Raw genomic sequence first — 13243 nt, 5'->3', positions numbered from 1 at the left:
CAGGCGCCCACCGTCGAAAGCAGCGGTGATCTTCTTGCGGCCAACGGCTGGAAACGGGAAGGTGGCAGGTGTATCGTCCGGCATGGCGAGTGTGGCACAGGGCAATTGGTGGCAGGGATTAGTCTCAACAACCAAATCCTACGCTGCTTCAAGTGCTTAAGCTACACTCGCCAGCCTTCATCAACCTTCCCATGCATAAGAACGGCTAGCAACGCTCGCCGATTATGAGACGCCGGTCTGGTTTGAAGACAATGGCACAGATGCGGCTGCGTCATGGCTGACGTTCCATACAGGAGCCGCAGTCACCAAAGACCCATCGACAGCGATCTTTGCGGTTCTGTCCAAGAACAGCCCGGTCAGTGGTTGGCGGAACTTCGCAATGGGCTCTCTCTCCTATCCCGATCGCTCCGCAACACTGGTTTTGCCGGTGGAAAGCCTGTGCGATGGCACGCCGCTGACGATCCGTGGCCCCGGCATCGAGACCGCTGCCACTATCGCGCCACGCGGCCTGCCCGACGGATTCACCGAAACAATGGCGATCAATGCGACCCGCTTTCCGCTGGGCTTCGACCTGCTGATGATCTGTGGCAGCGAACTGCTCGCACTGCCGCGCACCACCCGTCTTGTGGAGGCCTGAGCCATGTATGTCGCGGTTAAAGGTGGAGAGGCGGCGATCTCAAATGCGCATCGTCTCATGGCTGATCGCCGGCGTGGAGATCGCAATGTACCGGCGCTCTCCGTCGAGCAAATCGTCAACCAATTATCCCTTGCTGTTGATCGCGTGATGGCGGAGGGCTCTCTCTACGACCCCGAGCTTGCGGCGATGGCCGTGCGCCAGGCCCGTGGCGATCTGATCGAAGCCATCTTTCTCCTGCGGGCTTATCGGACCACGCTGCCGCGGTTCAGTAACGCATGCCCCATCGACACGAACAGGATGCGCATCGAGCGCCGGGTCTCCGCGACCTTCAAGGACATCCCGGGCGGCCAGCTGCTGGGACCGACCTTCGACTACACGCACCGCCTGATCGAGCCGTCCATGGCCGGTGACGATGCTGTCGCGGGCCCAGTCAAGCGCGAGCGCCCCACGGATGAGAGCTGCCCGCGCGTGACTGATCTTCTCGACGGCCAGGGGTTGATCGAGGCTGATGTCCCAAGCGACGATGAACCGGGTGACCTGACGCGTGAGGCGATTGCCTATCCCGTTGGACGCGAAATCCGCCTGCAGGCATTGACGCGCGGCGACGAGGGCTTTCTGCTCGCCCTCGGCTATTCGACGCAGCGCGGCTACGGTCGAACACACCCCTTCGTCGGTGAGATCCGGATCGGCATGGTTGATGTCGAAGTGGACGTGCCGGAACTCGGCTTTGCCGTGTGCATCGGCGCGATCCGGGTCACGGAATGCCAAATGGTGTCGCAGTTCAAGGGAAGTGCGGATACGCCGCCGCGATTCACACGCGGTTATGGACTGGTCTTCGGGCAATCCGAGCGCAAGGCGATGGCCATGAGCCTCGTTGACCGCGCAATGAGAGCCGATGAGTTCAATGAGCAACGGCTGGCTCCGGCGCAAGATGAGGAATTCGTGCTGGAGCACTGCGACAACGTGCAGGCCACCGGCTTCGTCGAGCACCTGAAGCTGCCTCATTATGTCGACTTTCAAGCAGAGCTGGAACTGCTGCGAACATTACATCGCGAGGCCGAAATCGCGCGCACTGACACACCCATGAGCGAGGCAGCAGAATGACAAATCCCTCCCTGCCTGCCTATAACTTCGCCTATCTCGACGAGCAGACCAAGCGGATGATCCGACGCGCGATCCTGAAGGCGATCGCAATCCCCGGATACCAGGTGCCGTTCGCCTCCCGTGAAATGCCCATGCCTTATGGCTGGGGCACGGGCGGAGCGCAGGTCACTGCATCGATCCTGGGCCCCAATGATGTGCTCAAGGTCATCGATCAGGGTGCCGACGATACCACTAATGCCGTGTCGATCCGGGCCTTCTTCGCCAAGGTCGCGGGTGTTGCAACGACGACACGGACAGCCGATGCGACAATCATCCAGACCCGCCACCGCATTCCTGAGACACCTCTCACCCAGGGCCAGATCATCGTCTATCAGGTTCCGATCCCGGAACCGCTTCGCTTCCTCGAGCCGCGTGAAACGGAAACACGGGTGATGCATGCGTTGGAAGAATATGGCCTGGTGCATGTCAAGCTCTACGAGGACATTGCGCAGCACGGTCATATCGCCACGACCTATGCCTATCCCGTAAAGGTCGAAGGCCGATATGTCATGGACCCGTCGCCGATTCCCAAGTTCGACAATCCGGAAATGCATCGCTCGCCGGCGCTGCAGCTTTTCGGGGCCGGCCGCGAAAAGCGGATCTACGCGCTGCCGCCCTTCACCGATGTGGTCAGTCTCGACTTTGAGGACCACCCATTCACGGTCCAGCGCTTCGAGTCCCGTTGCGCGCTTTGTGATGCGCAGGACGTCTATATGGACGAGGTCATCACGGACGACCGCGGCGGGCGCATGTTTGTCTGCTCCGATACCGACCACTGCGAAACCCGCCGGTCCGAGGGGCACCAGGGAGCAGGCCTGCCGCAGCATGGCGCCGCGAAGGCCGATTGGGAGGCCGCAGAATGAACAGCGAACCGATCCTGTCCGTCCGCAAGCTGGAAAAGCGCTACGGCAACTTCATCGGCTGCACCGACATCTCCTTTGACGTCTGGCCGGGCGAGGTTGTCGCGATCGTCGGTGAATCCGGTTCCGGCAAAACCACGCTGCTCAACTGCATTTCCACCCGACTGGAGCGGAGCAGCGGCGAAATTCGGTACCGGATGCGCGACCGGCGGTTCCCAGATCTCGCGGAGCTGAGCGAAGCCGAGCTCCGCTTCCTCATGCGCACGGACTGGGGGTTCGTACACCAGAACCCGGCAGACGGTTTGCGGATGCGCGTATCGGCAGGCGCCAACGTCGGTGAACGGCTGATGGCGATTGGTGACCGCAACTACGGCGAGATCCGCAGCCGGGCGAGCGACTGGTTGGAACACGTCGAGATTGCGGCCTCCCGCATCGACGACATGCCGGTGGCTTTCTCAGGCGGCATGCGGCAACGTCTGCAGATTGCGCGCAATCTTGTTACGCACCCTCGCTTGATCTTCATGGATGAGCCGACCGGCGGCCTCGACGTGTCGGTCCAGGCGCGTGTTCTCGACCTGCTGCGAATGCTGGTGTCGGACCTCAGTCTGTCGGTGATCATCGTCACCCACGATCTGGCCGTCGCCCGGCTTCTATCGCAGCGCATGATCGTCATGAAGAGCGGACGAATTGTCGAGCAAGGACTGACCGATCGCGTGATGGACGATCCAAGTCATCCCTACACCCAGCTTCTCGTCGCATCGATCCTGGAGAACTGAGATGGCGCCCGACAATCAACCTGCCATGATCGGCGTCCCGCTGCTTTCAGTCGAGGATGTATCCAAAGCATTCACGATCCACCTTCGCGGCGGCATCCGCCTTCCTGTCGTAGCCAATGTCACGTTTGACCTCTCTGCCGGTGAGTGCCTTGTGCTGGGCGGCCCGTCAGGGATCGGCAAATCGTCCATCTTGCGCATGATCTTCGGCAATTACGCTGTCGATACCGGCCGGATCCTTGTGCGGGACCGCAATACGGGAGACGTCGCAGACCTCGCATCCGGCGATCCCCGCCTGGTACTCAGTCTCCGGCGCAATCACTTAGGCTACGTCAGCCAATTTCTACGGGCGCTTCCGCGGGTTTCGGCTCTTGATGTCGTCGCCGAGCCGCTTCTCGCGCGTGGAGTGGCGCGCAAGGTAGCATCAAACCGCGCCGCCGCCGTGCTCGAGCGACTGAACTTGCCATCGTCCCTCTTCAATCTCCCACCGGCAACGTTCTCTGGTGGTGAGAAGCAGCGGGTGAACATCGCCCGTGGCTTCATGATTGATCACCCAATCCTTCTGCTCGACGAGCCGACAGCGTCGCTGGATGAGGCCAACCGGGATGTCGTCATCGGCATGATCCGGGAGAAGCTAGCCGCTGGAACAGCCATCCTCGGGATCTTCCACGACATTCCGGTCCGCGAGGCGGTTGCGACGAAGATCATCGATGTCGCCGCCTTCTCGACGCGGGAGGCTGCGTGATGCCCAAGCTCGACGAATATAAGCCGCTTATCCACGCGACGGCCGATGTCGAGCAGTGCACGCTCGGTCGCTTTGTCGAGATCGAAGCACGTTCACGCGTAAGTGAGACGGCTCTGGGAGACTACTCTTACGTCATGCAGGATTGCGCGATCCGGTGTGCCACGATAGGCAAATTTGCCAACATCGCGGCCGCCGTGCGGATCAATGCCACCAATCATCCGACATGGCGCGCCACGCTGCATCACTTCACCTATCGCGCAGGCGACTATTTCGAAGGAGCCGGAGACGAAGAGGAGTTCTTCGATTGGCGCCGCTCTCACCCAGTCAAAATCGGCAATGATGTCTGGATTGGCCATGGAGCGACAATCCTGCCAGGCGTCAGTGTCGGCAATGGTGCTGTTGTTGGCGCAGGAGCCGTCGTCTCACGTGATGTCGCACCTTATACCATCGTCGGCGGCGTGCCCGCTCGCCTCATCCGGGAGCGATTCACCCCGGAGGTCGGACGGCGGATGAATCGCTTGGCCTGGCGGGAATGGCCGCACGACAAACTCTTCTCAGCGCTGAACGACTTCCGGGCACTTACGGTCGAGGCATTTGTCGAGCGCTATGAAGCGGTGACGCCAAACCTTCATCGAACTGACATCGAACCGTCGCCAACAAGTTATCCTGAGCCGGTAGATTTGGACGAACAGGGATGATGCAGATGACAGCGATCAGCGTTTCCAATCTGTCGAAGCGGTACGGAAAAACCCGCGCGCTCGACAATGTCAGCATCGACGTCCAACTTGGCGAGATGGTTGCTCTGATCGGCGCATCGGGTTCCGGCAAGAGCACGCTCATTCGTCATATCGCAGGGCTCGAGGCAGGCGATGGTGAGACGGGGAAAGTCGTGGTTCTCGGACAGGTGTCGCAGACGGCGGGACGGTTGATGCGTGGGCGCACGGCCGGTCGCGTGGCGGTCATCTTTCAGCAATTCAATCTCGTTGGCCGTCTTTCCGTCCTGACGAATGTGCTCATCGGCAATCTAGGCCGGGTCCCCCGCTGGCGCGGCACGCTCGGCCTGTTCAGCCGTTCCGAGAAAGAAAAGGCCGAAACCGCTTTGGCCCGTGTTGGCATCCCTCAGGTGGCAACCCAGCGCTCGTCGACCCTTTCGGGCGGCCAGCAGCAGCGTGCCGCCATCGCGCGCACTCTGGTGCAGGAAGCTGAAATCCTGATCGCCGACGAGCCGATTTCCGCTCTCGACCCGTCCTCAGCACGGCGCGTGATGGACGTGCTGGCCACGATCAATACTCAGGACAACATCACGGTCCTCGTGTCGCTGCACCAGGTCGAGTATGCGCGACGCTACTGCAAACGTACGATCGCCATGCGCGACGGGCGCGTTGTTTATGACGGGCCTTCGACATCCCTTTCCAACACTTTCCTCGCGGAGCTCTACGGCGACGCTTCGGAAGAACTGGTTCTGCCGGAGAGCCCGGCAGAACTGCTGCGAGCTCTGCCGGTCCGGCCAAACAGCCACGACCCAGTGCACATGTTAGCCTGAACCTCAGAATATAAGCGGAGAATCTGGAATGAATGCGATGCTCAAATGGGCAGCGACGGTGTCGCTCGTCTGCACGATGTCCACGGCAGCTTTGGCCCAGGAGGTCATCAACTTCGGTATCATCTCGACCGAGTCCCAGCAGAACCTGAAGACCAGCTGGGAGCCACTGCTCGCCGACCTGAAGAAGAAGACCGGCCTTGAAGTGAAGCCGTTCTTTGCCTCCGACTATGCCGGCATCATCGAAGGCATGCGCTTTGGTAAGGTGCAGATGGCTTGGTATGGCAATAAATCCGCCATGGAAGCTGTGGATCGTGCCAATGGCGAAGTTTTTGTGCAGAGCGTGCCGGTGGGCGGCGAACCCGGCTACTGGTCGGTCGTCATCGTCCCCAAGGATTCGCCGATCAAGTCGATCGACGATGTCCTGAAGTGTGACAAGTCCCTCAACTTCGGCCTCGGCGACCCGAACTCGACCTCCGGCTATCTTGTCCCGATGACCTTCGTGTTCAGCGCCAAGGGTATCGACCCGAAGACCTGCTTCAAGAACGTCACCAACGCCAACCACGAGACCAATGCGATGGTGGTCGCCAACAAACAGGTCGACGCGGCTACCAACAACACCGAAAACATGGCGCTGATCCAGAAGAACCAGCCTAAGGCCTTCGAGAATATCCGCGAAATCTGGCGCTCGCCCCTGATCCCTTCCGACCCGATCGTGTGGCGTAAGGATCTTCCGGAAGCTCAGAAGACCAAGATCCGCGAGTTCTTCCTCACCTACGGCACCGACAAGTCGACGGGTGACATCGCCGCCGAGAAGAAAGTTCTGGCTGGCCTGAAATGGGCCCCGTTCCGCGCCTCTTCCGACAGGCAGTTGCTGCCGATCCGCATCATGGAGCTCACAAAGTCGATCTCTCAGATCGAGGCCGACGCTTCGCTCGCTGCCGATGCAAAGAAGGTCAAGCTCGACCAACTGAAGGCGCAAAAGGCCAGGTACGAGGCCGAACTGGCTGCCGCTGGCTGAGCCAACGCAAGGGAAGTGGCCTGGGTACAGGCCACTTCTCCTAATCAATGAACATAGAGCCCTGATTAACGGTATGGACCAGACAGTTTCGACTCTTAGGCCTGCGTCCCTCAAGCTTGTAAAGGCAATTGGGGATCGCGCCACTTCATTGCCAAAAGCTGGGCACGGATCTGGCGGACGCCGTAACCTGTTTCTGTTGGCTCTGCTTGTAGCAGCGCTCTCCTGGAGCTGGGGACCGGCCGAAATAAGCCGCTGGACCTATCTTTTTACCGATTCCGGGAACATGGCCGAGTATGCGGCCGGGTTCCTGCGTCCCGATTTCAGCGACTGGCGCAGTTATCTCGAGGAGATGCTGGTCACGATCCAGATTGCGCTCTGGGGAACCTTCCTTGCGGTGGCTCTTTCGATACCTTTCGGAATTCTGTCCTCGCATAACATGGTGCCTTGGTGGGTCCTGCAGCCTGTGCGGCGGCTCATGGATCTCTTTCGGGCCATCCATGAGGTTGTCTTTGCCGTCCTGTTCGTCGTCGCGGTCGGGCTCGGCCCCTTTGCTGGTGTCATGGCTTTGTTCATTCACACGACCGGGATCCTGGCGAAACTGTTTTCTGAAGCAGTCGAGGCGATCGACCCGCGCCCCGTGGAAGCCATCCGCACGACGGGTGCATCACGCGTCCAACAGGTGATCTATGGCGTGATCCCGCAGGTCCTGCCCCTCTGGATATCATACTCGCTCTATCGCCTTGAGTCGAATGTCCGGTCCGCGACCGTTCTCGGCATCATCGGTGCTGGCGGCATTGGCCAGGTGCTCTTCGAGTCGGTACGTGCCTTCTATTATCCCGAGGCCTCGGCAATCCTGATCATCGTCATGGTCACAGTCACGATCATGGATCTGATCTCACAGCTTCTCCGCAGGCTGGTGATCTGATGCGGGCCGCAATCTACTTCACCCCAGCCAAGAACGATCCGCTGACTGTGCGGGCCGCCGAGTGGCTCGGACGCGACGCGTTTGACGATCGCATCGTGCGTGATCCCGATCCGAAGATGGATGTGCTTGTGTCCGAGCCAGCACGCTACGGATTTCATGCAACGTTGAAGGCGCCATTTCGGCTTGCCGATTGCACGACGCTCAACGAACTCGACCGTGAACTGGCCGCATTCGCCCAAAGCATCCAGGCTTTCTCTCTCGGAACGCTCGCAGTCACGTGTCTGGACAGCTTCTTTGCGCTCACGGTTCAGACTGCGCTTCCGCGATTGCTGCAAGTCGAGGAGGCAGTCCGGACGACCTTCGAACCATTCCGCGCTCCGCTGACCGTGCGGGAGATGGCTCGGCGCAATCTACAAAGTCTGTCAGAGCGCCAGCGGGCGAATCTGTCGCGATGGGGCTATCCGCATGTAGGTCAGGATTTCCGCTTCCACATGACACTGACCAACTCGATTGTTGACGAGGATAAGGCAGCCCGGGTCGAGAAGCGGCTGCACTCCCAGTTCAATCCCGTGCTTGAGACCCCTGTTGTCATTGACGCGCTCTCGCTGTTCGTCGAGCCGAGACCGTGTGCACCCTTCTATGTTCAATCGCGCCATACGCTTCAAAGCGGCATGCCATCCTAAGCCCTAGAGCCATGACCTCAGAACTCATCTTCACCAATGCACGTATCGTACTTTTTGACGAGATCATTGAAGGTACCCTTAAGATCCGAGACGGCAACATTGCCGATATCTCAAGCGGGAGCTGCAGGACAGGCGAGGATTGTGCGGGCGATGTGCTGATCCCAGGCTGCGTCGAGCTGCACACTGACCACCTCGAGACCCATTTGCATCCGCGCCCAAAGGTCCGCTGGAACATGGATGCGGCACTCCAGGCACATGACGGGCAGATTGCGACTTCAGGCATAACGACAGTCTTCGACGCGCTTCGGGTCGGCTTAGAGGGCGACACCGAGTTCGGTTCGCAAGAGATGTCGGCCATGGCAGACGCCATCGCGTCAGCGAGTGCCGATGGCCGCCTGCGTGCAGAGCACTTCATCCACCTGCGTTGTGAGGTTTCGGTGTCCGACGTGGTGGATCATTTCGACGCGCTGCGAGGGAACAATCGGGTTCGCCTGGCCTCGCTGATGGATCACGCGCCGGGTCAGAGGCAATTTGTCAGCCTCGAAGCCTATCGCATCTATTATCAGGGCAAGAAGAAGCTCAGCGATATCGAATTCACTGCCTTTAGTGAGCGACGTATTGCGGAATCGGCTGCAAATTCCGAGCGCAACCGCCAGCTCCTTGCCGATCGCTGCCGCGCGGCCGGCATTTCAATCGCGTCCCATGACGATGCGACGCGTGAGCATGTGGAAGAGAGCGTCTCGCTTGGAGTAGCCCTGGCAGAATTCCCAACCACGAGCGAAGCTGCAACATTGTCACGCGAAGCAGGCCTGCACGTGCTCATGGGCGCACCGAATGTCGTGCGGGGAGGCTCTCACTCGGGCAATGTTTCGGCTATTGACCTGCTGCATGCCGGCGCGCTCGACATCCTGTCCTCGGACTATGTGCCATTCAGTCTCGTCCAGGCGGCCTTTCTTCTCGCGGAGCGAGCCGACATCAGCCTGCCCCACGCGATACGCCTAATCTCAGCCAATCCGGCCGAGGCGGCGGGCCTGTCCGATCGTGGCCGCATTGAGATTGGGCGGCGTGCCGATCTGGCGCGCGTCCAGACGGTGGGCGGCCGGCCGCCGCGGGTTTGCTCGGTCTGGCGCGAGGGGGTGCGTGTTGCCTGAAGGCGTGTTCGTCGCGATCGTTGGCCCTAGCGGGGCTGGCAAGGATACCTTGCTCAAAGCTGCCGCGGAGGCATTGAGCCACCGGCCAGACATAATCTTCGTTCGCCGTGTGATCACCCGAACGTCGGACGGCGTCAGCGAGGATCACGACACGCTGACGCCGCAAGCGTTCGAGGCAGCACGTACTGCCGGCTTGTTCTGTCTGAGCTGGAGAGCACACGGTCTGCTCTATGGCCTGCCGCATTCAGCGCTCGATGCTGTCAGGCGCGGCGACGCAGTCGTAGCCAACGTCTCCCGGACAGTTCTCGTTGACGCGGTCCAAACTTTCGGCCGCCTTGCTGTCGTAGAGATTACCGCCGATCCTGAGGCCTTGGTCGAGCGGATTGCCGCTCGCGGGCGCGAGAGCGAAGAGGACGCGCGAGAGCGTGTTGCACGCTCAGTCACCCTCCGGGTTCCGCCCACGGCGTGCAATTATGTGCAGATCAACAATTCCGGCCCGATGGAAATTGCTAGGGAACGGTTGGTCAGGAGTCTTGTGTCAATGTCGTTATAGGAACGCACTTCGGATGATTGACGCTGGTGTAATTGTCCGATGCTCTACCGGACGATCAGTGTATGCGGCAGAAGGTGCTCGGAGTGTTGCTCACCTGTCCATAAGGCTTGCAATTGATCCAAGACTTTGGCGCCGAAGTCCACGTAAGGAATGTGGACTGAGGTCAGCCAGGGTGCAATCCAGGCATTGAGCTTGTTGTCGTCGACACCCACGATTCTGCATTCCTCAGGGATCCGGATACCCTTTTCGATTGCCAGGCGGTAGGTCCCATAGGCCATGAGATCGCTCGGACAGAGGAGACCTTTAGGCCATGGTTGTCCGTCAACGAGCCTCTGAGCCGCGGCGTAGCCTACCTCCATATGTGTTAGCCCGGGTGCCTCGGCCTGCCGTATCGCTTTTCGGGGTACGCCAAGCACCTCAAGGCGTGTGATGAAGCCGTCCACACGATCGTGTGACACCGATGATCCTTGCGAGGGGTAGATGACCGCAAAGTCTCTGATCCCTTGTGCCCAAAGATGATCAGCCGCATCTGCTCCGGCGCGTCGATTGTCGATGCCCACGAAGGAGCCCCCTCCGTCGGGATTTCGGCGACCGACGAACACAATGGGGTCTCCCCGGGCAGCCGAGGCGGACAGGGCATCGCTGCGCACCGCATTGACGACAACATATCCCTGTACGACCTGCGACCGCATGGCCTGCAGGTATTCATCCTGAAGTTCCGCATGGTCATGGGTATCGCACAGGATCATTACGTAGCCGGCGGAGCCGAGTACCGCCTCGACAGAGGCTGCGATAGCCGCCATGGCCGGGTTGTCGAGATTGGGCGACAGCATGGCGACAATCCTGCTTTCTCGCCTGCGCAAGGTCCGGCCGACGTGATTAGGCCGGTAGCCGAGGGCTGCCATAAGCTTCTGGACCCGGTTGTCGATTTGCACTTCACGGTGGGACCGGAAGCCAGTCACAAATCAAGGACTTAGCCGAGACCGAAGTGCAACCCATTGGATTTCAAGTGAGACTTTTTGCAGTTCCTTTGAGACTGGCCGACCAGGTCAGCGTCTCTTTGCTTTAGGTGGTGAAACTCGTCTTGCGGACGCGCAAGGCTCTACGGACTGAAGGCCGCTTGCGATCGGATCCATGGGGTATGGCAGCCCGCAGCCAACAAGGAGCCCCAGGTCTGTTTGTATTTCATGTGAGACCCGGGGCTTGTTCAGTCTCACATGAAGCGCCGAAAACAGCTTCCAAACCGCCCAGTCTAATCATGAAGTACAAATCGACAAGTGGCGACAGCGTGGAGTGCACCGCATCAAAGTCGACATTGCAAGTGAGAACCCAAACGGCCCATTTGTCTCGCCCTTGATCTCCAACGCTGCCAGAAATGCGATATTCTTATTCCAGTATGTTAGCTGACAGTTGCTCGATTGAGGGCTGCGATGATGAACTTCGCGCCCACCTGGCCAAGGCGCCTCGCCATCGCGAGACAACGGCGACCCTGTCATGCTATCGCATCATGTTGCAACCGAGGGTTCGGCGGGAGTTGTCTTGCCAATTCTCCGAGCGCCTTCGCGCTGACGTTCGGCCATTGGCTCATGATACGCATGCGGCGGAACGACCGGCACGCGGAGGCAAATGCTCTGCGCCGGCAGGACCTCGCACCAGTCCTTGATCATCTGCTTGTAGGTTCGTCCGACCGCTCGGATGTTGCGGTTGAGGTCGTAGAGGCCGAGCGGGTTGACGGTACCCCGCTCCTCGCGAAGACCAACATCCCAATCGACTTGATCGGTCAGGGAGTACCAGGTGAAGCCGACGATCGGCACGCCGAGATTCCGGACCCGCAGAACGTTGGCCCATTCCTTCCAGAGCCACTTGACGGCCTCATCCCCGAGCGCGCCCTCGATCAAATTGGTTTCAGTGTGCATCACCGGGAGCTTATAGCGGTCATAGTACTGCTGCGTGATCTCGTCATACCCAAACACTTCGCCGGAGGCGGCGGTGCTGCCATCGGCGGCGACGACATGCTCATTCGTCACATAATAGTCATTGCCCATGATGCAGTGCCGCTTCAGGTTTCTATCCATGAAGAAGCAATACTCGTCACGCGACATGCCGTTATCGAGAAGGTAAAAGAGCATATCTGAGTCAACACGGCGCCCGTAGTTGAGGTCGAGCGACAGAAAGCGTCGGGCATTGAGGAACTCGGCAGGCCTGATTGCCACCGGGGATTCGGGATGGAAATGTTCCGAGGACTCGCTCTGAATGAAGATCGCGTCGGGGCGAACCACTAGGATCGCAGCCATCGCGAGAACATTCGCCTTGACGATGTGCTTCAACGCCGTAACGAACGCCCGATCACTCGAGAGCTGTTCGTTCCACCAGCCATAGGCAGCCGAGAAAGTGGCGCAGATGAACATCTCGTTGACTGGCGTGTAGAGCTGGACCCACGGAAACCGCTCTGCGAAGGCGCGCGCGTACCCCGCGAACAGTTCCGGAAAGTCCGGGTTCTGGAAGTTGTCTATCCAGTCGGGCACGCCAAAATGGCAGAGATCGACGATTGGGACAACATTGCGTGCGTAAAGCTCGCCGAACGTCTGGTCGGCGAAGGCCCAGTCGTATCGGCCCTCGCCGAGCCACGTTCGGTGGATCGGCGGACCATAGCGCAGGTAGTGGATGTTGAGGTCGTTCAAGAGGTCGAAATCAGTGTGCCAGTGCTCGTAATGGCCGCACTTTTCCATTTCGTCGACCCGTGTGCGGCCGCCATGAATGGTGGGATAGCTGTTCTCGATTCCCGTTGCAAACATGAAGATCGGAGTTGTCATCGCACGCCCTTCGACAGATGCCAGGAGATCTTTCCGGAGCGATCGAGGCAAGCTTGACGATTTGGCAGCCGTCGCGGCCATGCTGGTCGAGAAGGATGCTGCGAACTGCTCCGCCTGTCGAACACGCGAACGACCTTCAGCGGGAACTCCTGCTCCAACAACGCCACTATGACCCATAGGTTCGAAGCAAACAAGGCGACGCGCAGCTGAGGCGGGCAGCCTAGTTGTCTGGATGCGAGACCTCCTTGGCATGAGCGATGACCTGGAGGGCGGGCGGCAACGCGTCTGCATCGGGTGGCTTGTAGCGGCGGTTGGCGAGCTTCGGCTCGGCAGCCAGGCGGCTTCGCACAACCTCATCCGGGGATCGCCCCTTGAGCACGCGTTGACGTCTTCTGTTAT

General features: G+C 59.8%; 13 protein-coding genes and 2 pseudogenes. 12 read left to right on the top strand and 3 right to left on the bottom strand.

Going from position 1 to position 13243, the window contains the following annotated elements; translation table 11 throughout:
* Positions 1 to 217 precede the first annotated feature (217 nt).
* From phnH to phnN, 12 genes and pseudogenes are all read left to right on the top strand, one after another.
* A pseudogene (gene phnH / locus FS320_RS28345) lies at positions 218 to 637 on the top strand (phosphonate C-P lyase system protein PhnH); the annotation flags it as partial.
* Between the two features lie 3 nt (positions 638 to 640).
* Complete coding sequence (locus FS320_RS28340) at positions 641 to 1741, top strand: carbon-phosphorus lyase complex subunit (protein ID WP_152715604.1); 1101 nt, start codon at positions 641 to 643, stop codon at positions 1739 to 1741.
* Positions 1738 to 2643, top strand: a complete 906-nt coding sequence (locus tag FS320_RS28335; protein ID WP_152715602.1) for an alpha-D-ribose 1-methylphosphonate 5-phosphate C-P-lyase PhnJ — start codon at positions 1738 to 1740, stop codon at positions 2641 to 2643. The genes FS320_RS28340 and FS320_RS28335 overlap by 4 nt, the downstream gene beginning before the upstream one ends.
* Positions 2640 to 3416: a phosphonate C-P lyase system protein PhnK gene (gene phnK / locus FS320_RS28330; RefSeq protein WP_152715600.1), complete on the top strand. Its 777-nt coding sequence runs from the start codon at positions 2640 to 2642 to the stop codon at positions 3414 to 3416. The genes FS320_RS28335 and phnK overlap by 4 nt, the downstream gene beginning before the upstream one ends.
* 1 nt (position 3417) lies before the next feature.
* The gene (gene phnL, locus FS320_RS28325; RefSeq protein WP_244627443.1) at positions 3418 to 4158 is read left to right on the top strand and encodes a phosphonate C-P lyase system protein PhnL; all 741 of its coding nucleotides are present in this window, start codon (positions 3418 to 3420) and stop codon (positions 4156 to 4158) included.
* Positions 4158 to 4856: a DapH/DapD/GlmU-related protein gene (locus FS320_RS28320; RefSeq protein WP_152715598.1), complete on the top strand. Its 699-nt coding sequence runs from the start codon at positions 4158 to 4160 to the stop codon at positions 4854 to 4856. Before phnL ends, FS320_RS28320 begins: the two co-directional genes overlap by 1 nt.
* A gap of 5 nt (positions 4857 to 4861) precedes the next feature.
* Entirely contained in the window at positions 4862 to 5701 is an 840-nt protein-coding gene (gene phnC, locus FS320_RS28315) for a phosphonate ABC transporter ATP-binding protein (RefSeq protein ID WP_152715596.1), read from the top strand.
* Positions 5702 to 5729: 28 nt separating this feature from the next.
* Entirely contained in the window at positions 5730 to 6719 is a 990-nt protein-coding gene (gene phnD, locus FS320_RS28310) for a phosphonate ABC transporter substrate-binding protein (protein ID WP_152715594.1), read from the top strand.
* Positions 6720 to 6792: 73 nt separating this feature from the next.
* Complete coding sequence (gene phnE / locus FS320_RS28305; protein WP_152715592.1) at positions 6793 to 7644, top strand: phosphonate ABC transporter, permease protein PhnE; 852 nt, start codon at positions 6793 to 6795, stop codon at positions 7642 to 7644.
* Positions 7644 to 8327, top strand: a complete 684-nt coding sequence (locus FS320_RS28300) for a DUF1045 domain-containing protein (protein ID WP_152715590.1) — start codon at positions 7644 to 7646, stop codon at positions 8325 to 8327. Before phnE ends, FS320_RS28300 begins: the two co-directional genes overlap by 1 nt.
* Positions 8328 to 8338: 11 nt before the next feature.
* The gene (locus tag FS320_RS28295) at positions 8339 to 9478 is read left to right on the top strand and encodes an alpha-D-ribose 1-methylphosphonate 5-triphosphate diphosphatase (RefSeq protein WP_152715588.1); all 1140 of its coding nucleotides are present in this window, start codon (positions 8339 to 8341) and stop codon (positions 9476 to 9478) included.
* Complete coding sequence (gene phnN / locus FS320_RS28290; protein WP_152715586.1) at positions 9471 to 10031, top strand: phosphonate metabolism protein/1,5-bisphosphokinase (PRPP-forming) PhnN; 561 nt, start codon at positions 9471 to 9473, stop codon at positions 10029 to 10031. Before FS320_RS28295 ends, phnN begins: the two co-directional genes overlap by 8 nt.
* Before the next feature lie 44 nt (positions 10032 to 10075).
* Here the strand turns inward: phnN and FS320_RS28285 are convergent, their stop codons facing one another.
* The 3 genes and pseudogenes from FS320_RS28285 to FS320_RS50925 form a co-directional block, all read right to left on the bottom strand.
* On the bottom strand, positions 10076 to 10864 hold the full coding sequence (locus FS320_RS28285) for a LacI family DNA-binding transcriptional regulator (protein WP_244627442.1): 789 nt from the start codon (positions 10862 to 10864) through the stop codon (positions 10076 to 10078).
* A 672-nt stretch (positions 10865 to 11536) separates the two neighbouring features.
* Positions 11537 to 12844, bottom strand: coding sequence for a family 1 glycosylhydrolase (locus tag FS320_RS28280; RefSeq protein ID WP_152715584.1), 1308 nt, complete (start codon positions 12842 to 12844; stop codon positions 11537 to 11539).
* Positions 12845 to 13064: 220 nt separating this feature from the next.
* Positions 13065 to 13243, bottom strand: a pseudogene (locus FS320_RS50925) (IS481 family transposase); the annotation flags it as partial.

It is taken from the genome of Microvirga tunisiensis, assembly GCF_009296175.1.
Classification (GTDB): domain Bacteria; phylum Pseudomonadota; class Alphaproteobacteria; order Rhizobiales; family Beijerinckiaceae; genus Microvirga; species Microvirga tunisiensis.
Note: the sequence above shows the minus strand (reverse complement) of the source record. Positions and strands in the feature narration are given on the sequence as shown.

Excerpts from the sequence above, each read along its gene's own strand:
- FS320_RS28285 (WP_244627442.1), bottom strand. The coding sequence starts at position 10,864 with ATGCTGTCGCCCAATCTCGACAACCCGGCCATGGCGGCTATCGCAGCC.
- phnE (WP_152715592.1), top strand. The coding sequence starts at position 6,793 with ATGGACCAGACAGTTTCGACTCTTAGGCCTGCGTCCCTCAAGCTTGTA.
- phnD (WP_152715594.1), top strand. The coding sequence starts at position 5,730 with ATGAATGCGATGCTCAAATGGGCAGCGACGGTGTCGCTCGTCTGCACG.
- phnL (WP_244627443.1), top strand. The coding sequence starts at position 3,418 with ATGGCGCCCGACAATCAACCTGCCATGATCGGCGTCCCGCTGCTTTCA.
- phnK (WP_152715600.1), top strand. The coding sequence starts at position 2,640 with ATGAACAGCGAACCGATCCTGTCCGTCCGCAAGCTGGAAAAGCGCTAC.
- FS320_RS28340 (WP_152715604.1), top strand. The coding sequence starts at position 641 with ATGTATGTCGCGGTTAAAGGTGGAGAGGCGGCGATCTCAAATGCGCAT.
- FS320_RS28280 (WP_152715584.1), bottom strand. The coding sequence starts at position 12,844 with ATGACAACTCCGATCTTCATGTTTGCAACGGGAATCGAGAACAGCTAT.
- FS320_RS28300 (WP_152715590.1), top strand. The coding sequence starts at position 7,644 with ATGCGGGCCGCAATCTACTTCACCCCAGCCAAGAACGATCCGCTGACT.
- phnC (WP_152715596.1), top strand. The coding sequence starts at position 4,862 with ATGACAGCGATCAGCGTTTCCAATCTGTCGAAGCGGTACGGAAAAACC.
- FS320_RS28335 (WP_152715602.1), top strand. The coding sequence starts at position 1,738 with ATGACAAATCCCTCCCTGCCTGCCTATAACTTCGCCTATCTCGACGAG.
- FS320_RS28320 (WP_152715598.1), top strand. The coding sequence starts at position 4,158 with ATGCCCAAGCTCGACGAATATAAGCCGCTTATCCACGCGACGGCCGAT.
- FS320_RS28295 (WP_152715588.1), top strand. The coding sequence starts at position 8,339 with ATGACCTCAGAACTCATCTTCACCAATGCACGTATCGTACTTTTTGAC.